Genomic DNA, 18,343 nt, shown 5'->3' with positions numbered 1-18,343 from the left:
GTTGGGTTATGTTTAAAAAGTTGGCGATTGTTTTTATTGCAGTCTTTTGTGTGTTGTTGGCTGTGCCAACAATGGCGCCGAATTTAGCGCCTTATTTTCCAAAGTGGATTGAGCCTGTGCCGTTGGGACTGGACCTGAAGGGTGGGGCGCAATTGTTGTTAGAGGTGGACACAAACACCATGTTCCAGGAAAAAGCGCAACAATTGTATGATGAAACGCGTTCGGCCCTGATTGACAGAAACAAGGGGGTTATTCGTTTTTCTAATTTGCGCAATCATGACAATGTTGTGTCGTTTGTTGTTCGTAACGCGGACGAGGTTGGCGACGCCAAGGGACGCTTGAAAAGCGCATTTGGTAATACGGTTGATATAGAATCAGATGGGAAGACGGTAACGTTATCTTATTCAGAAAAGCAGCGCGCGGAAATGCAACAGGATGCGTTGGCACGCAGTATTGAAATCGTGCGCCGTCGTATTGATGCGCTGGGGACAAAAGAGCCATCAATCCAAAGCCAGGGGGGAAAGTATATCTTGGTTCAGTTGCCGGGTGTTGATAATCCAGAACGTATAAAAGAATTAATTGGTCAGACCGCAAAGATGTCGTTCCATTTGGTGAACGAGTCTGTGTCAATGGAACAGATTCAATCAGGTCGTGCGCCAGCCGGGACAGAATTTTTGCCGTATATAGATTCACCGGAATCTGTTGTGCCGGTATATTCGCGTGTCGAAGTGTCAGGTGAATCATTGAAAGATTCCCAGGCGGATTTTGATCAAAATAATATGCCGGTTGTATCAACTGTGTTTGATGCGTCGGGGGCGCGCAGATTTGCAAAACTAACAACGGAACATGTCAATGAACGATTTGCAATTGTTTTAGACGGCAAGGTTTTGTCTGCGCCGGTTATTCGTGAACCAATCCCGGGTGGTCGCGGTCAGATTTCGGGTGGGTTCTCGTTACAGGGGGCCAAGGATTTGGCGGTTCTGTTGCGTTCGGGGGCTTTGCCGGCGCCGTTGCAGGTCATCGAAGAACGCACAGTTGGTGCCGGGTTGGGCGCAGATACAATTGCAGGTGGTAAAATTGGTGCGATTGCAGGTGTAATTTTCATCTTTATATTCTTGCTGATGGTGTATCGCGGTTTTGGTGTTATTGCGATGATTTCACTGATGGTAAATTTAGGGATGATTGTTGGGTTGACTGCGTTGTTTGGGGCAACACTGACATTGCCGGGTATCGCAGGTATCGTGTTGACGTTGGGTATGGCGGTTGACGCAAATGTGTTGCCGTTTGAACGTATTCGCGATGAAGTTCGTGCGGGAACACCGACGTTGCGGGCAGCAAACCTGGGGTTTGACAAGGCGATGAAGGCGGTGTTGGATGGAAATCTGACTACGCTGATTTGTGGGTTGGTATTGTTCCAGTTTGGGGCAGGGCCAATTCGTGGGTTTGCGGTGACACTGTCGATTGGTATTTTGACAACCTTGTTCACTTGTGTGTGGTTGACCAAAGTATTAGTAGATTGGTATATGAACGGCAAAAATAAAAAAATTGGTTTTGTCGGTGGTAAAAAATAATAAGTGCAAGGGGGTAGTGTTATGAAACTGCATATTATGAAATATCGCAAGGTGTCGTATTTCGTTTCGGCGGCCTTGATTTTGTTGGCACTGTTGTCGTTGTTGGTGCGTGGGTTGAACTATGGTATTGACTTTTCAGGCGGTATCGCGATGGAGGTTAAACCAGTTGTCCAGGACTATGGTATCGAACAAATGCGTGATGCGTTGGCGGAATTTAAACCAGAATTACAGACCGTTGATGGTAATGCGATTTTGATTCGACTGGGGCTGCCCAAAGGGGCGACTGATGCCGTACAAAATGAACGTGTGGCCCAAATAAAAAATATACTGGGTGATAATGTTGAATATACCCAGGTGCAAGTCGTTGGACCAAAAATTGGTGGCGAATTGGTGCGTGGTGGAATTTTGGCAATTCTGTTCGCGTTTGTCATGATGGCAATTTATGTTTGGATTCGATACAAGGGCGGATATGCCGTTGGGGCATTCTGTTCGTTGTTCTTGGACTTTGTGTTGATGTTCGGATTCTTTTCAATCACAGGACTGGAATTTAATCAGACGGCGATTGCGGTTATTCTGACGGGGATTGGGTATTCAATTAATGACAAGATTGTAAACTATGACCGAATTGATGAAAATGTTAAAAAGTATCACAAGATGCCAATGGGTGAACTAATCGATTTGTCGGTTAATGAAATGTTGCGTCGTACTATGTTGACCAGTGTTTCAACACTGTTGGCGATGATTGGTCTGTCAATATTTGGTGGCCAGGTCTTGCGCGAATTTGCATATGCGATGGGATTCAGTGTAATTATGGGTACATTTACCAGTATGTATGTTTCTAATATTATGCTGTATCACTTTAACCTGCGCGATAGTGATAAATAATTTTGTGTGCATGCGCCACGGGGGGACGGAATATGGGAATAAAAAAGTTTTTTGTTTTTATGACAGTTGTTCTGGGGGGATTGAATGGCGCATGCGCGGATAGTTTATTCTTTGATGATGAACCGGTCCAAGATGGTTTGCCGGTGTTTGACGTGTCAAAAACATTTGCCGAAATTTACCAGAAATTAGATGATGTGAATTGGGCGGGAAAAAACCTGAATGTGGCAATTGAAAGTATTGAAAATTTAAATAAAAATGCGCATGTTGCAGCGACTGATGAACGTGTAGTTTTGGTGTGGGGGGATGATATTGTTGCAAATTTCCCGCGGCCCGATGCAAATGATTGGAATGGGTTTGGTGAAATTACAACGGCACTGATATTAAAGATGCGTGCGTATGATCCGAATTTGCGCGGATTGTCGGAAAGCGAAATGTACCAGGCGGTGGTGGACAGTCTGATACGTGGGGTTGATGAAAATGGCCGATATGTTTTTTCCAAGGCCGCAGAAATTGCCGAAGATGGTCGATTGTTGACCAGTGTTGGAATCGAAGGCGCACGTGATTCGCGCGGTAATTTTCGTGTGAATGGTATCTATAAGGGCGCGCCCGCAGATATGGCGGGTATTCGCGCAGGTGATTTAATTGAACAGATTAATGGGCGATACGTGGCGGATATGTCGGATGCTGAATTGAATGCGGTTATGACTGGATTTAATTCAGGGACGTCCAAGATTCGTTTGTTGACGCCGGCGGGGAATAAAGATGTGGTGTTGCGGCGCGCTACAATCGTTTTGGCGGATGCGGATGTGGTTCGTCGATCTGATCCAGACACAGGCGGATTGTTGGAAATTATTGTGCATAATGTATCAGATGGCGCGGTAAGTATAATTAACGAGGCGTTGGCGCGATATCCGGATGTGTCGGGGATTGTACTGGATTTACGTGTGGCGGGCGGTGATGATGAAAGGGCCGCAGCAAAACTAGGTGGATTGTTTATTGGTAAAAATCCGATTATGCGAATCGTTGAAACCGCATCGGACGAAGTAGAAGTTGTTCCCGGTGGTGATGCGGTGACAGATGCGCCGGTTGTTGTGCTGATGTCTGACCAGACGCGTGGCACGGCCGAAGCATTGGTTGCGGCATTTTATGAAAATGCGCGTGGTGTGTTGGTGGGGACGCCAACAGCCGGTTCGGCGCGAATCGCATCGCGAATTGATTTGGACAATGGTGGGGCACTGGAATTATTGAACAAATCGATAAAAACGGGGCAGGGGCGCAAGATTGATGGTCGTGGAATTTTCCCGATTGTATGTCTGTCTAATATCAGAACCAATCAACAGCAAAATGCTTTTTTCTTGAACGTTATAAATAATGACTTTAATGCGCAAGATTTCAATAAAGATGCAACAGTTGATGCAGATACGATTCGTCGTGGGTGCCCGGTTATAACAAATGGTGCGGATGAAGACGCGGTTGCAGCGGCGGTATCGGCCAAGATTCTGACGGATAAAAAGGTTTATAATAGGTTAATTGCGGAATAGTTTTATTTACAGGGGTGTGGATATGTTTTTAACGGCAAATAATGAAATCAAATGGCGAAAAATGGGTGTTGGCGCACTGGTGACAGGGGCGTTGGTTATGTGTGGAATAATGTGGTTTGATAAACCGTTATATTTATTCCTGCGTCAGTTGGATTGTCGGCTGTGGAAATGGTTTGATGTGTTGTTTGATGCCAAGGTCTGGATTTTTGGTGCACTGATTGCGGTTATGGTTTTTTGTGTAAAAAAGTGCGTTAATACGGATTGCAGTTTCTTGAAATGTGCGCCACGGTTGCATGTGGGCGCGTTTATTCATAATTTCGTATTGAATATCAAAACGAATAATGCGTTTTTAATATTGTGCAGCGTTTTAGGCGCAGGGATTATTGCCAAGGTGATGAAAATATTTATAGGTCGTGCGCGCCCTATATTCTTTGAGGCGTTGGATATGACCGGATTTTTTCCGCCGTCCATTGAATGGGCATTTAATTCTATGCCGTCGGGTCATACAACGGTTAGTTTTGCAGGATTAGTTATGATTGGTATGCTAGCACCACGGTACAAGGTGTTAACGTGGACATTGGCAATTGTGATTGGTGTGTCGCGTGTTGCGGTTGGTGCGCACTGGCCGTCGGATGTTTTGTTGGGTGCGTTCATTGGTATGGCGTTTGCCGACATTGCAAAGTGGTATTTGTTAAAGAAATAAAAAATCCCCCGGTTGGGGGATTTTTAGTGGTTAGTGTTGGAATAAATAACACTTGTATGTTTAAGCAAAGCGGGTTAGTTGGTGTAATAACAATTTATGCCTTCGTTATTTGTTTTGTTGATGAAATAGTATTCATAATTGCCGCTGGTGTCAGAACCATACATCGTGGTGTCGGCTGGGATATAACATTCGGTTATGCTGGTCGCACCGCTGGAAAATATCGGACTGGCGGTTGTGCCATAAACGCCACCAGATGATGGACATCGGTTGCATGTGTTGCCATTGCGATAATACCCCTTGGCGCAGACAAGGGTAGTGCCTGCACACGTATATACGCCGTTTGTCGGGCACGGGATGCAACTATCGTCTGTTTTTAGATAGTTCAGATTACATGTGAATGTTGTGTTGCTGCCATATGTGCAGGTGGCGTTGTCTGGGCAGGGGGTGCAACCGGTCAGGTTGTTTGTTGGACTGCCATAATATCCATCGGCGCATGCATAGGTTGTTGTTTGACCCGTGCAAGAGCATGTGTGTGGACTGACCGAGCAATTAGTATAGTATGTCCCTGCGCTTTTTATTGTTATAATTCCAACGGTATTTGCAGTGGATGTTGAACCGCTTTTACATGTGTTGCATGCGGTGGTGTTGCAACTGGTTGCGTATGTGCCAGATGTGCAAGTTTGATATGTTGCTGTTGTGCAACTGCTTGGGGTAAGGCTGCCACCAGGGTTTATTACTTCAAGTGCGTGTGCACTATTGCATACCAGGCACAGTGTGCCGATTGTTAAAAGTTTTTTCATTCAAGACCTCCTTGTTTTCATTTGTTTTGCGAATGAAAAAACCGCTGAAAAAATCAGACGGTTGGAGGCTTGAAACTATCTTATAAAATAGCGGGTTTATTCTATATATTCACCGCCCTCCAACCATGATGATTGGAGTTCTTTGCATCTTAACGCGATGTCAAACGTTATAAGAGAGGTTTCAAGTCCTCGTTCCCAGAATACCCGAGAACTTTGTTATTATATCGAAAAAAAATCTTTCTGCAAATAGTTAGATAAATAAAAGTTTATCTAAGTGTAAGTGGTTAGTGCCAGTGGTTAGTGGTGGCACTACAATGTGCGGCAAACGCCGCACACATTCACTAAACACTTACCACTAACACTAACCACTAAACTTTTATTTGTCTTAGTTCTGGGGGATTTTTATGATATAATGAATTACTATGGCGGGGGATAAATATATTTCTGTTGGTAAAAAAGTAAATGGGTTTTCGTTTGCGAACCTGGGGCTGTTCACAGGGTTTGCAGACGGTATTTATAATGCTGTATATTCGTTGGTAATTCTGGAAATATTTAAATCATCCGCAATTGTTGGTATTTATGTTGCGATTTATTCTGTGTTTTGTTTCTTGGTTGGTTTGTTCGCAAATGAAATTTTGCGCATGTTTTCCAAGGTGCGCGTGTTCTATTTCGCGTTGTTGATGATGGCGGTGTGCTATGCGATGATGAGTTTTTCAATATTGCCACGTACGTTTATTATTCTGGATTATACGACGGGGATTGCAATTACGCTGTCTAGTATGTTAATCCCATTGTTTATGTCTGATTTTTCGAAAAAAATTGGAATGGCCCGATTGAATTCGCGGTATCATTTGTGGCTGAATGTGGGGGCATTGTTCGCGCCGACGGTGGCGGTGTTTATTGCAAACCAGTTTGGAAATCGGGCGGCGTTCTTTGGGTCGGCGGTGATGTATTTGATTGCGTGGACTGTGTTTAAATATTTCAAAATCGTCCAGGAAGACAAGTATGTACGGGCCGTGAATCCACGGCGTACGATGCGGGCGTTGTGGAAGAATACAATGGAATTTTTCCGTGTGCCGGGTATGATGCGGGCATATTTGGTGAACTTTGGCTATTATTCTTTGCGTGCGATGCGCGTGTTATATGTGCCGATTTTGGTGATTGAAAATGGTTTTGACAAAGATGCGTTGGGGTGGGTGTTGACGCTGGGGATTGTGCCTTATTTATTGCTAAGTGAATTTATGGGGCGGGTTGTACGCAGGACAGGTAAAACGATTTGGATGGTGCTGGGGTTTGGGTCGTTTGCGGTGTTGTCGGCAATGGCGATGTTTGCAACGGGTATTCCATTGTTGGCGATATTTGTCGCATGGCAGGTGTCGGGCGCGTTGATGGAATCGGTGCATGATTTGTTGTTCTTTGATGGGACAACAGTGGCACAACAGTCCAAGTATTATGGGGTATTCAGAACCAGCGTGAATTTACCAAATGTTATTGCGCCAATGTTGGCGGCGGCGGTGATATCACTGTTTGGAACGACGGCGGCGGTGTGGACGGTGACGGTCTTTGTCGGGGCGTTTAGTTTGTTGGTCTTGGTCGAAAAGAAAAATAATAAAATCCGTTGATTTTTATGGTTTCAGCATGTATGATTTTCCTAAGAAATAAAGGGGAAAAGTATGGCAAAAAAAGAAGCCGCCAAGGATAGTGGATTGTTCGCAAAAAATCCTGCGTTGGAATCTGCATTGGCACAAATTCAAAAGCAGTTTGGTAAAGAAGCCATCATGAAAATGGGTGATGGTTCACAGCAGAATATAGAGGCGATTTCATCAGGATCGCTGGGGTTGGATATCGCGTTGGGAATTGGTGGATACCCAAAGGGGCGCATCGTTGAAATCTATGGGCCAGAAAGTTCAGGTAAAACGACTTTGGCATTACATGCGGTGGCAGAATCCCAGAAAAAGGGTGGAACGTGTGCGTATATTGATGCGGAAAATGCATTGGACCCAAGTTATGCAAAAAAATTGGGTGTTGATGTTGCGAACCTGATTATTTCACAGCCGGATTCAGGTGAACAGGCCTTGGAAATCGCAGACACTTTGATTAAGTCGGGTGCAGTGGATGTTGTGGTTATCGATTCGGTGGCCGCATTAGTTCCCAAAGCGGAATTAGAAGGTAATATCGGCGATTCGTTCGTTGGTACAACCGCCCGTTTGATGAGCCAAAGTTTAAAAAAATTGGCGGGGTCTGTTTCGCGCAGTAATACGCTGCTTATCTTTATCAATCAGATTCGTATGAAGATTGGGGTTATGTTTGGTAATCCGGAAACGACATCGGGTGGTAATGCGTTAAAGTTCTATGCGTCGGTACGTCTGGATATTCGCCGTACAGGCCAGATTAAGGATAAAGAAAATATCATCGGAAATGAAACGCGGGTCAAGGTTGTAAAGAACAAAGTTGCACCACCATTCCGTACAGTTGACTTTAAAATTATGTATGGCGAAGGTATTAGCCGTATAAGTGAAATCTTGGATATGGGGGTCAAATATGACCTGATTGAAAAGGCGGGCAGTTTCTATTCATACAACAGTGAACGTATGGGCCAGGGCGAAGCAAATGCACGTCAGTGGCTGAAAGACCATGAAGATGTGCAGCAGGCGTTGTTAGAAAAAATTATGGCACGCGCGTCTGGTATCGCCGAAGAAATGACAACCGGTCCAATCGATGAAGATACGGATGACACAATGGGTGAAGTCGAAGAATAATGAAAAATCCCCAGTCGTTGTGGCTGGGGTAATTTGTAAATAAAAGCAAAGGATAAAATATGAATATTGATAGAGCGTGGGCACTGACAAGAATCTTTTTTCAATCACATGTATTTAACTGGCCGTGGCGTTCGCGTGATCACAGACGTGATGTGCGTACGGATGTTTTGTCGCGCGTTGCACCGGAATATTTTAAACGATATTTGCCAGCGGTGAAAAATGTTGTGGATGGGCCAGTTATCAAAGATGATAAGAATGAAAAGATTTTTACAATATGGCAGCAAGGCGAAGAAAATGCGCCAGAGTTGGTAAAATCTTGTTTCCGCAGTATCAGAAAACATTGCAAGCAGGAATTGGTGGTGTTGGATGATAATAACATCTTTGATTACATTACGTTGCCAGATGTGATTGTTGAAAAGTACAAGGCGGGTAAAATCAGACGTGCCCATTTTGCAGATATTTGTCGGGTGGAATTGCTGTATCAATATGGGGGATTCTGGTTGGATTCAACGGATTTTGTGGTGGATAAAATACCAAAATGGATTGTTGATACGGACTTCTTTATGTATCTGGTCGGTGATAAAGTAGGGCAGAAGTATATGTTTTGTCAGAATTGCTTTATTCGTGGGCGTCGTGGGTCGTACCTGTTGGGGGCATGGCGCGCCATGATTTTAGATTACTGGATGCATGAAAATAAAAGTTTTGATTACTTTATGCATCAGATGTTGTTCCAGACGTTGGTTCAAAATGACGAAAGGGCAAAAAAATATTTTGCCGAAATGCCACATGTTGATCAATATCCAACACATACATTATGGCATGAATATAAATTTCAACCGTTTGATCAAAAGTTGTTTGATGAATTAACGTCAGGGGCGTTCTTTCAAAAGACGGCATATGCAGATGCGCCGCGTCCGGGAACGTTTTCACAGGCAATTTGTGATATGAATAAATAATATAAAAATCAAAGGGGGGCGGGATGCCTGCGATTTCGGTTATCATACCAATATATAACGTTGAAAAATATTTGCGCAGATGTTTGGATAGTGTGAAAAATCAGACTTTCCCAGACTGGGAAGCGATTTGTGTAAACGATGGCAGTCCGGATAATAGTGCGGAAATTCTGGAAGAATACGCAAAAAAAGATGCGCGATTTAAAATCGTGAACAAGGAAAATGGGGGGCTGTCTGATGCGCGTAATGCAGGTATGGCGGTTGCCAGTGGTAAATATATTCTGTATCTGGACAGTGATGATTTTATTCATCCCCAGACCATGGAAATTGCATATTCGTTGGCGTTGCGTGATGGGTCTGATATTGTGTCGTTTACATATGACAGAATTTATCGCCCGCAATTAATGGTGCGACATGTGCTGAAAATGGATACAGATAATGTTGTGCCACGTCGGATACATAAACGCTATGATGTTGCGCGGATTCCAACGTTGGTTACAGATGATGTGTATGAATATGCAACCGAACGTACACACAATGCGCCGGGAAAAAAGAAAAAATGGCTGATAAAGCATTGTCAGGTGTGGAAAAATTTGTACCGGCGTGAATTGATAGAAGATATTCCCTTTATCAAAGGGATATTGTTCGAAGATTTCCCATGGTGGAGTCAGGTGATGCTGCGCAATCCGCGTGTGACAATTGCGCCATTGCCGTTATATTTCTATATACCGAATTTTGGTGGGATTGTATTAAGTGCCAAGCAATTGCGCATTATGCAAAGTTTGTGTACAGGGATTAAAACATCGTTTTTGAAATATCAAGAATCGGCCACACCATATCAGATGAAAAAATGGTCAGAAAATTTTCAATGGTATTTTATAAACTGGGCATTCCGGAAAATAAAGTATATTGAAAGTGAAGATGAAAAAGTTGCTGCCCAGGAATGTTTTCGTGAATTGGAACGAATTGGTGCGCTGGATCGGCCGCCATTTAAATGGGCGAAAAAGTTGCGTATGCAAATTTGCGATTTCATAAAAACATGTCGGGTTAATTAGAAAAAACCGCCAAGTGGCGGTTTTTATTTTTCAAATTGTGATTTGTCAGGAAAGCGTTCCGCCATAAATTTTGCGTTATCGCGCAGAACTGTTTCATCTGAATCGTGTGCGTCGTTGATACAAAATACAGGCGCACGCATCAGTGCTGTGCGTGCACGCGATGCGTCGGTACATACAACAGGTGAATTTTTTATCCATGGTGAAAAGATGGTGTTGTATATAAAATTGCTGAGTTTATGACGCGTGTGTTTGCGTGCGCGGGAATGGATAAATACCGCCCGTTCATTGATTAAATCGTATAAATTAAACAGCCAACGTTGCAGTTCGTTGTTTGTGCGGAATTTGTTGCGGATTTGTTTGTCGATGTGTCCAGTTAACAGTGGGTGATTGCGACATTCAATCCAACTGGATTTTATGTATGGGTCAATACTGTGTGCAGGGCGATATTTATACAGTGATTTACCAAAAATTTTATCGATGCTTTGTGCAGCAAGGATTAATGTTTGGGTGTATTCATCAACCTGGGTCATCCAAGTGCCAATGTTTTTATCGTGTTTTGCGTGGGTGCTGTATAAAATTCGTGCGCGGCCACGTGCATCATAAAAAAAGTCGGGTGTCAGGGGACGGTTAAAGAACATGTCGTCATTCATTAATAAAAAGTGTTCGGACAGTCCTGGTATGTTTGGTATGCACATTTCAATCGCAACGGAATTAAATGTTGGTAATGCGTCGTGTGGCATGATTTGTTCGTGTGGAACAATTGTGATTTTGGGATGTTTAGTGTTTAGCCAACGTGGCACTTGGTTAAAGCCAGTAATGATATAGATATGGTTCACCCATGGGGCAAATTTATCAACGCTGCGCAGGGAATACAAGAATTCGCCATTGTCGCGCCAGCGCGCGTTTGTAGATGCGTCATTGCTGACGGGTTTTTCGCCCTTGATGATTTCCAGCCATTTATCCTTTTGGGCGCGCCATTTTTTATCGCTGTCATCAACCCACAGGTAAACAATGTCTATTTTCATATCTGGTGTCATGGTTTATACCCCTGATTTTTGAAAACGTTCTGGAATTTTTACAATGCGTTTTATCCCCAGCATGCCGGGTTTGTCCCACGCATAGATTGGGCGGAATATGCGTTGCATAACGCGGGCAATTTTTAACCACCGTTCACCGTGCGCAGGGCGATTTGTGACGTCGTTTATTGTGCCGTTGCCACGACGCTTTAAATGATTTACCCAATCGGGGCCACGGGATGCGGCCTTGGCCACCAGCATGTCCATATCAACCGCACCAAAATGTAACAGATATAAATTCGGGTCAATGTGGAAATTGTGGCCGTTTATGCTGTGAAAGCCAGAACCCCACCGGACCGGGCGGTTTATTACAACAGGCTTGGTATAACGGGTAGATAACAGGGCGTATGCACGCTGGGCCAAAAATGGTTTGGATGAATCCAGTGGCTTTTCGTGTGTTAAGTGTTGCCCCACATCCAACCCCAGGCCCGAAAGCGTTGTGTTGATTTGTTTATCCGATAGATATTGTGCCAATGATGTATTCAGGGCCGGGTCAACAATTAAAAATTCATCGCAATCGCAGCCGATTATAATGTCGTATTTTTTCAGTAATTCATTTGCCAGGTCGGACATTTTGCCAATGCGGTATTTGTCGCCGGCACTGCGTGACATGTCGGTGTGGGGCAATTTTGTTATATGCGCTGCACCTGCGTTTTCAGGAATGTCTTGGTCCGTGCCATCCAGATAGATGTATAAATTTTCAGTGCCAATTTCGCGACCATAGTATTCAATCCAACGGGACAGAAAAAATGTGTCGTTTCGTGCCATTGTGATGGCGGCAATGCGTTTAGTCATAATTATTTGCGCCCCCGTGCGAACATTTTGTGGGTGGTGTGATATATGTTTCTGATTAATATTCTAAACGGATTTTTTGTTAAAAGCCAGTTAATATATTCTGGGCCATATTGTGCGCGCGCGGATTGTAAAATGGTGTGCCGTATATGGTGGCTGGTGTGATTAAGGACATATAAAATCTGTGCGCCAAGTGCACCATTGTGGCGAACAAAGGCATCTTTTTTTATAAATGGTATGCCGGCAATGAATGTCTTGGATATGCCGTTGTAAATGTCACGATTGTATACCGAGTATAACCCGCACCAAGTCAGGTTGTTATCAGATATCATATGTGACAGACCGTGTTCATATTCAATTGTTATTTGCGATTTGGACACTAATTTGGTTATAGCACACATAAAATCATCAAACCATTTTGTTTTGAATACCGATGGGCGCAGGCCGATAAACCAGGATTGGATATGGGCGCGTGTGCGGTGTCGTTTTTGCGTCATGCCAAATGCATCGCATGATAATGATTCCATGCGGATAAAATATGGCGTCAAATCGTGCAGTGGCCCATAAACAGAATCGTTAACCAGATATAAATAATCATAGTTATTGATATCAAGATTTTCGGTCGCCCAGATGTAGGCGCGCTTGTATGATCCAAAATCATATTCGCCATGGCGCGCGGCAATCGTGTGTACGCAGTATTTCTGGACTTTTTTTAATTCTGGGGCGGGAATATCTGAATCCATGCACAAAACAATGTCGCCAAATTTCGCCAGTTGCTGGATATAAAAAATCAGTGCGTCGTCAATGATGCCGTTTTTGTTATAACCTGCAAACAGGAATAATCGCCGTGGGTGCATTGTGATAATTTTCCAATGGTAACAGTTTATAACACGGGTGAATAGGTTTGAAAGCGGTGTTTATTCCTAGATAAAAAAGATGGGGATTAAAAATCCCGCCGGGTGGCGGGATTTTTATTCTTCGGCGTGTTTCTTTAATTTTTTACGCGTATTGCTGTCCAGTTCACGTTTGCGCAGACGGATGGTGGCGGGTGTAACCTCTACCAATTCGTCGTCCAGGATATAGGACAGGGCTTCTTCCAGCGAAATACGGCGTGGTGGGGCCAAGAATAACTTTTCATCGGCTGTGACCGAACGCATGTTGGTTAATTCTTTGCCTTTGACCGGATTTACTTCCAGGTCGTTTTCTTTGCTGTGTTCGCCGATAATCATGCCCGAATAAACTTCGGTTTGTGGGTCGATGAACAATGTGCCGCGTGGTTGCAGGTTAAACAGTGCATATGTGGCGGCGTTGCCTTTTTCCATCGAAACCAATACGCCTGGGCGATAGTGCTGGATTGGACCGCGATATAAATCGTATTTATCAAATACACGGTTCATGATACCTGTGCCGCGCGTGTCGGTGCGGAATTCAGATAAATAACCAATCAGACCACGAGAAGGGGCGGAAAATACAATGCGTGTTTTGCCGGCGCCAGATGCCTTCATTTCGGATATTGTTGCCTTGCGCTTGGTCATTTTTTCAATTACAACACCGGAAAATTCGTCGTCTACGTCGATAACAACGTCTTCGATTGGTTCTAGTTTTTCGCCGTTTTCATTTGTTTGCATTACAACGCGTGGACGGGATACGGATAATTCAAAACCTTCGCGGCGCATCGTTTCAATTAAAATGCCCAACTGCAATTCACCGCGGCCGGATACTTCGAACGCTTCGTTGTTTTCGCTTTGTTCAACACGCAGTGCGATGTTTGTTTCGGCTTCTTTAAACAAACGTTCGCCAATCATACGTGATGTTAATTTTTTACCACTTTTACCCGCCAATGGGGATGTGTTTACAAAGAATGTCATTGTCAGGGTTGGTGGATCAATTGGCATGGCTGGGATTGGTTCGGTAACCGATGGGTCGCACAGGGTGTCCGCCACGGTTGCTTTGCTGAATCCTGCAACAACAACGATGTCGCCGGCGGATGCGGTTTCGCGTGAAACCTTTTCAACGCCACGATGTTCAATGATTTTTGTGATTTTTGCGTTTTCAATAAATTCGCCGTTGCGGTTGATTGCCTTGACCGATTGGCCAACACGTACAGTGCCAGATTCAATTTTTCCGGTTAAAATGCGGCCGACATAGGGGTCTGCTTCCAGTGTGGTGGCCAACATTGTAAATGGTGCATCCAATTGGCAACGTGTGCCATTGCAATCAGGGGCGGGTACATGGTCAACAATCAACTGGAACAGGGGGGTTAAATCCTTGCGTTCGTCGTTCAAATCACGCACGGCCCAACCGTCACGGCCAACCGCATATAAATATGGGAAATCCAATTGTGAATCCGTTGCACCCAGTTTATCAAACAGGTCAAATGTTTCAGATAAAACTTCGTCTGGGCGGGCGTCGCCACGGTCAACTTTGTTAATGCAAACGATTGGACGCAGGCCCAGTTTCAAGGCCTTGGATAATACAAATTTTGTTTGGGGCATTGGACCTTCGGCACTGTCGACCAGCAGTACGACGCCGTCAACCATGGATAAAATACGTTCAACTTCGCCACCAAAGTCCGCGTGGCCCGGTGTGTCAACAATGTTAATTTTATATTCGCCCCACTGGATTGATGTGGGTTTGGCGGAAATTGTAATGCCGCGTTCGCGTTCGATATCACCACTGTCCATTACGCGTTCGTCAACGCGTTCGTTGTCGCGGAATGTGCCCGCCTGTTTTAACATATTGTCAACCAGGGTTGTTTTGCCGTGGTCAACGTGTGCAATAATTGCAATATTGCGAATCTTCATTGGTTTGCCCCATTTTTTTAGTTTTTCCGATATAGGTTATACCTAATTGTGTGACTTTTCAACTTTTTTATGTCCAAATATTGACATTTGTATAAATTTGTCTATATTTATAGGTGTGAGTCGGTTGAACTAAACCAAAGGAGTTTGAAGTGACATTTATATATGAGTTTAATTTGGCGGGCGCAAAATTGGCGTGGCGTCATTTGTGTAATAAGGTTAACGGTAATGACAAATTGATTCAGGAATATTTTGCAATTTCTGGTCGCTTGTTGGATGCGCAGCGTGATGCGAAAAGCAAAAATCGCAAGCAGAAGGTGCGTCGTGCCTATAACGAATTTTCGGAATCCAAGATTGTACCACTGGGTGGCAATAAATTTGATTTGCAGGGCTATAATGCGGGTATGGCCACGCGTGCCCAGAATCGTGCCAAGGTTTTACAGGGGCGTGAGATGCTGGAACGTTTAGGATTGTCCAGATAGCAAATTTATGATATAATTGCGCCAGGCATAAAAGGAAAATAAAATGATTGATTATAACGCAACATTGCAAAAGTTTTTTGACGAGGTTGTCTTGTTCTTGGAAAAACGCAAGTCGCATGCCAAGGATGAAGTGGAACAAAAGCGCATTATTGATGCCATGGCCGAGGTGCGTGCAGTTGCAGCAAACCCAAAAAAGTATGCGGACTATGATGCGCGTGTGAAAGATGGTTTGGAAAGAATGGATTTGGTTGATGCATTCATGCCAACCCCACGTGATAACAGTGCATATTTGATTTATAATAAGGTGCTGTGGAATATGGCAAAGTTGCACAGTCAGTTTGACTGGGAACGGGGCGAAGCGCAAAAGGTTTTGTTAAATGCGTTAAAACAGATGAAGTATAAAAATGCATCGAATGTATTAAAGGATTTCTATTTCCCATTTGTAAGTCCGGAAAAGTATGCGGTGAAAAAAGATTCAAAGACACGTTAAGAAAAAAGAACAGGCGATAAAATTTATCGCCTGTTTTTTTGTTTAATTTGTGATAAAATACAAATGTTATGGCAGGAAAGAAATCAAATAATTTTTTGCCCGATAGTATTTCGGGTATGTTGAAAAGTTTATTGGCGCGGATTTTTGGGGCGCTGGTGTTTGTGTTGGGCGCATGGGCGGTGTGGGCAACACTGTTTTATAATCCTTATTTGTCGGGATTTGGGGTGGCTGGAACATTTGGTGACCAGTCCATAATGGGGCATGTTGTTGGTTTTGTGCGCTATGCCGTTGGGGCAATACCTGCGTTGTTTGTGTTCATGTGTGTCGCACGTTGGGGATTTATGCGTATGATCGCACTGATGGGCGAAGGGATGCCTGAATATAATTTCCTGCGTGGTTTTATTGCGGTGTGTGTGGGGGCGGCCGGTTTTGGATTGATTATGCCGTCGTCTGCGTTTGGGGGTATTTTTGGTGCGATTGTTGCAAATGACCTGGGGCGGGTTATGGGGAATTTATCTATAATCGTCGGAATATTATGTGTTGCGGCCTTTCTGTGGATGGGGGGCAGTTTGTTGCATATTAAGTGGGCGCATGTGCGTGGTGCGTTGCGTATTGCGTGGCGCACAATTCGTGCGATTGGCGCAGCATTCCATTTAACAGGGCCGGTTGCCGCAGAAGTGCTGGACAGCCCAGATGATACAACAGACACCACAGAAGAAGTGGCAGAAGAAGAGGATGTGCCACAGAAAAAACGTCGTGGATTGCTGTCGCGTCGTGCACCGAAAAAGGCAGCCGTGGCGGCCGCGACAGTTGCGCCCGTTGTGACGCCAAAACGCGTGCGTGCGGCATCGCAATATCAGTTGCCAGATCCAAAATTGCTGGAAAAATCGCTGTTTAGCAAGTGTTCTGTGACGCCGGAATTAAAGCAAAATGCGCGGAATATGGAAACGCACTTTGCGGAATATGGGGTGTTTGGTCGGGTTATGGGAATTAAGCCGGGGCCGATTGTAACGCTGTATGAATTTGAGCCTGATACAGGTATGCGTATTGCAGATATTACCAAAACGGTCAAAGATATGACGCGCGCAATGGCGACTGAAAATATTCGTATCGCCCATATCCCCAGTACCAGTTATATTGGGGTCGAAATGGTAAATGTAACGCGTCAGACTGTGCGTTATCGCAGTTTGATGGAATCGGATACTTTTGTTGATACTAAATACAAAATCCCGCTGGCGTTGGGTGTGAATATTGGCGGTAATCCAATGTACTTTGATTTGGCGAAAATGCCGCACATGTTAATCGCAGGGCGCACAGGTTCTGGTAAGTCTGTGTTCGTTCAGTCGATTATTACATCAATTGTTTATCACTTTACGCCCGATAAGTGCAAGTTGATGATTATCGATCCTAAGGGGGTAGACTTTGGGTTCTGGGATGATATTCCGCATCTGATTACACCGATTGTAAAGTTAGACCCAGCGGCGGCGGTTAACGCACTGAAATGGGCGGTGCGTGAAATGGAAGAACGCTATAAACAATTACAGGTTTTAAATGCGCGCAATATCGAAAGTTATAATGAAATTGCGGCGGAAAAACGCGCGGCGGGCGAAAAAATGACAAAACAAGTCGCCGTTGGTACAGATCCAGAAACCGGGGAACTGTTATTCGAAACCCAGGAAATTGATTTGTCGGATATTCCATACATCGTCATTGTTATTGACGAGGTGGCCGACCTGATGAGTCTGGCGCGCAAGGATGTAGAGGCCTGTGTTCAGCGTATCGCACAAAAGGCGCGTGCGGCGGGTATCCACCTGGTGATGGCGACGCAAAGACCAGACGCAACGACGATTACCGGTGTTATCAAGGCGAATTTCCCAACGCGTGTGTCGTTCCAGGCGCGCAGTCGTATCGACAGTGTGACATGTCTGGGCGAAGGTGGTGCGGAACAATTGTTGGCGTGTGGTGATATGCTGTTTAGCGAAGCGGGGCGTGTGCCGGTGCGTATACACGGCGCGTTTATTGATGATAATGAATTAACAAAAATTGGGGATTTCCTGCGTTCACAGGGCGCGCCAGAATATGTGGATGGTGTGACGGACGAAGCCGGCGAAGGTGGTGCGGCAGATATGTCAGGATTGCCCGGCGCAATACCGGGGGGTGGCGCGTCGGATAAAGAAGCAGACCTGTATGAACGCGCCAAAGAATGTGTTATTCGCGATAAAAAGCCAACCATTTCATACATTCAGCGTCGTTTGCAGATTGGCTATAACAAGGCCGCCGGGTTTATGGAACGTATGGAACAGGATGGGATTGTGTCGGCGCCGGATGCGAATAACAAACGACACATCCTGTAAAATAAATTATAATAATTCATCTACAAGTGAACCCGCAACCTCATGTAACTTCTGTACACTACGGTTGCGGGTTCATCTTGT

The 18,343-nt window shown here is 44.6% G+C and carries 16 protein-coding genes; 11 read left to right on the top strand and 5 right to left on the bottom strand.

Features of this window, described 5'->3' with window-relative positions; all coding sequences use genetic code 11:
• Positions 1–8 precede the first annotated feature (8 nt).
• Genes secD through E7008_03295 form a run of 4 tightly spaced genes read left to right on the top strand, consistent with a single transcriptional unit; the run spans position 9 to position 4,700 of the window.
• Entirely contained in the window at positions 9–1,571 is a 1,563-nt protein-coding gene (gene secD / locus E7008_03310) for a protein translocase subunit SecD (GenBank protein MBE6456947.1), read from the top strand.
• 21 nt (positions 1,572–1,592) lie between these two features.
• Complete coding sequence (secF, locus tag E7008_03305; protein MBE6456946.1) at positions 1,593–2,456, top strand: protein translocase subunit SecF; 864 nt, start codon at positions 1,593–1,595, stop codon at positions 2,454–2,456.
• A 32-nt stretch (positions 2,457–2,488) separates the two neighbouring features.
• The gene (locus tag E7008_03300; GenBank protein MBE6456945.1) at positions 2,489–3,997 is read left to right on the top strand and encodes a hypothetical protein; all 1,509 of its coding nucleotides are present in this window, start codon (positions 2,489–2,491) and stop codon (positions 3,995–3,997) included.
• Positions 3,998–4,019: 22 nt separating this feature from the next.
• Positions 4,020–4,700, top strand: coding sequence for a phosphatase PAP2 family protein (locus E7008_03295; GenBank protein MBE6456944.1), 681 nt, complete (start codon positions 4,020–4,022; stop codon positions 4,698–4,700).
• Positions 4,701–4,774: 74 nt separating this feature from the next.
• Here the strand turns inward: E7008_03295 and E7008_03290 are convergent, their stop codons facing one another.
• A complete protein-coding gene (locus E7008_03290) occupies positions 4,775–5,500 on the bottom strand; it encodes a hypothetical protein (protein MBE6456943.1) in 726 nt (241 codons plus the stop codon).
• Positions 5,501–5,922: 422 nt separating this feature from the next.
• Between E7008_03290 and E7008_03285 the strand changes: the two genes are divergently transcribed.
• From E7008_03285 to E7008_03270, 4 genes are read left to right on the top strand one after another with little or no spacing between them, the layout of a single operon-like run.
• Complete coding sequence (locus E7008_03285) at positions 5,923–7,122, top strand: MFS transporter (protein MBE6456942.1); 1,200 nt, start codon at positions 5,923–5,925, stop codon at positions 7,120–7,122.
• Positions 7,123–7,173: 51 nt separating this feature from the next.
• Entirely contained in the window at positions 7,174–8,259 is a 1,086-nt protein-coding gene (gene recA / locus E7008_03280) for a recombinase RecA (GenBank protein ID MBE6456941.1), read from the top strand.
• 59 nt (positions 8,260–8,318) lie between these two features.
• A complete protein-coding gene (locus tag E7008_03275) occupies positions 8,319–9,215 on the top strand; it encodes a hypothetical protein (GenBank protein ID MBE6456940.1) in 897 nt (298 codons plus the stop codon).
• 23 nt (positions 9,216–9,238) lie between these two features.
• A complete protein-coding gene (locus E7008_03270; protein MBE6456939.1) occupies positions 9,239–10,267 on the top strand; it encodes a glycosyltransferase in 1,029 nt (342 codons plus the stop codon).
• Between the two features lie 23 nt (positions 10,268–10,290).
• Here E7008_03270 and E7008_03265 read toward each other — a convergent pair whose 3' ends face one another.
• The 4 genes from E7008_03265 to typA all read right to left on the bottom strand — a co-directional run bounded on the left by E7008_03265 (position 10,291) and on the right by typA (position 14,939).
• Complete coding sequence (locus tag E7008_03265) at positions 10,291–11,304, bottom strand: hypothetical protein (GenBank protein MBE6456938.1); 1,014 nt, start codon at positions 11,302–11,304, stop codon at positions 10,291–10,293.
• 3 nt (positions 11,305–11,307) lie between these two features.
• On the bottom strand, positions 11,308–12,138 hold the full coding sequence (locus E7008_03260) for a glycosyltransferase family 2 protein (GenBank protein MBE6456937.1): 831 nt from the start codon (positions 12,136–12,138) through the stop codon (positions 11,308–11,310).
• A gap of 2 nt (positions 12,139–12,140) precedes the next feature.
• The gene (locus E7008_03255; protein ID MBE6456936.1) at positions 12,141–12,992 is read right to left on the bottom strand and encodes a hypothetical protein; all 852 of its coding nucleotides are present in this window, start codon (positions 12,990–12,992) and stop codon (positions 12,141–12,143) included.
• Between the two features lie 114 nt (positions 12,993–13,106).
• Positions 13,107–14,939, bottom strand: coding sequence for a translational GTPase TypA (gene typA / locus E7008_03250; GenBank protein MBE6456935.1), 1,833 nt, complete (start codon positions 14,937–14,939; stop codon positions 13,107–13,109).
• Positions 14,940–15,088: 149 nt separating this feature from the next.
• On the opposite strand from typA, the gene E7008_03245 reads away from it, so the two are divergent.
• The 3 genes from E7008_03245 (at position 15,089) to E7008_03235 (ending at position 18,262) form a co-directional block, all read left to right on the top strand.
• A complete protein-coding gene (locus E7008_03245; GenBank protein ID MBE6456934.1) occupies positions 15,089–15,418 on the top strand; it encodes a hypothetical protein in 330 nt (109 codons plus the stop codon).
• Between the two features lie 43 nt (positions 15,419–15,461).
• Positions 15,462–15,908 (top strand): hypothetical protein, encoded by a 447-nt coding sequence (locus tag E7008_03240; protein ID MBE6456933.1) that lies wholly within the window; start codon positions 15,462–15,464, stop codon positions 15,906–15,908.
• 68 nt (positions 15,909–15,976) lie between these two features.
• Entirely contained in the window at positions 15,977–18,262 is a 2,286-nt protein-coding gene (locus E7008_03235) for a DUF87 domain-containing protein (protein MBE6456932.1), read from the top strand.
• The last annotated feature ends 81 nt before the right edge of the window (positions 18,263–18,343 follow it).

This window comes from Alphaproteobacteria bacterium (genome assembly GCA_015062495.1).
Taxonomy (GTDB): Bacteria; Pseudomonadota; Alphaproteobacteria; order Rs-D84; family Rs-D84; genus Enterousia.
This window is presented reverse-complemented; position numbering and strand designations above follow the sequence as displayed.

What these genes read in the sequence shown, in the direction of transcription:
- secD (MBE6456947.1), top strand. Translation starts at nt 9, where the DNA reads ATGTTTAAAAAGTTGGCGATTGTTTTTATTGCAGTCTTTTGTGTGTTG.
- secF (MBE6456946.1), top strand. Translation starts at nt 1,593, where the DNA reads ATGAAACTGCATATTATGAAATATCGCAAGGTGTCGTATTTCGTTTCG.
- E7008_03300 (MBE6456945.1), top strand. Translation starts at nt 2,489, where the DNA reads ATGGGAATAAAAAAGTTTTTTGTTTTTATGACAGTTGTTCTGGGGGGA.
- E7008_03295 (MBE6456944.1), top strand. Translation starts at nt 4,020, where the DNA reads ATGTTTTTAACGGCAAATAATGAAATCAAATGGCGAAAAATGGGTGTT.
- E7008_03290 (MBE6456943.1), bottom strand. Translation starts at nt 5,500, where the DNA reads ATGAAAAAACTTTTAACAATCGGCACACTGTGCCTGGTATGCAATAGT.
- E7008_03285 (MBE6456942.1), top strand. Translation starts at nt 5,923, where the DNA reads ATGGCGGGGGATAAATATATTTCTGTTGGTAAAAAAGTAAATGGGTTT.
- recA (MBE6456941.1), top strand. Translation starts at nt 7,174, where the DNA reads ATGGCAAAAAAAGAAGCCGCCAAGGATAGTGGATTGTTCGCAAAAAAT.
- E7008_03275 (MBE6456940.1), top strand. Translation starts at nt 8,319, where the DNA reads ATGAATATTGATAGAGCGTGGGCACTGACAAGAATCTTTTTTCAATCA.
- E7008_03270 (MBE6456939.1), top strand. Translation starts at nt 9,239, where the DNA reads ATGCCTGCGATTTCGGTTATCATACCAATATATAACGTTGAAAAATAT.
- E7008_03265 (MBE6456938.1), bottom strand. Translation starts at nt 11,304, where the DNA reads ATGACACCAGATATGAAAATAGACATTGTTTACCTGTGGGTTGATGAC.
- E7008_03260 (MBE6456937.1), bottom strand. Translation starts at nt 12,138, where the DNA reads ATGACTAAACGCATTGCCGCCATCACAATGGCACGAAACGACACATTT.
- E7008_03255 (MBE6456936.1), bottom strand. Translation starts at nt 12,992, where the DNA reads ATGCACCCACGGCGATTATTCCTGTTTGCAGGTTATAACAAAAACGGC.
- typA (MBE6456935.1), bottom strand. Translation starts at nt 14,939, where the DNA reads ATGAAGATTCGCAATATTGCAATTATTGCACACGTTGACCACGGCAAA.
- E7008_03240 (MBE6456933.1), top strand. Translation starts at nt 15,462, where the DNA reads ATGATTGATTATAACGCAACATTGCAAAAGTTTTTTGACGAGGTTGTC.
- E7008_03235 (MBE6456932.1), top strand. Translation starts at nt 15,977, where the DNA reads ATGGCAGGAAAGAAATCAAATAATTTTTTGCCCGATAGTATTTCGGGT.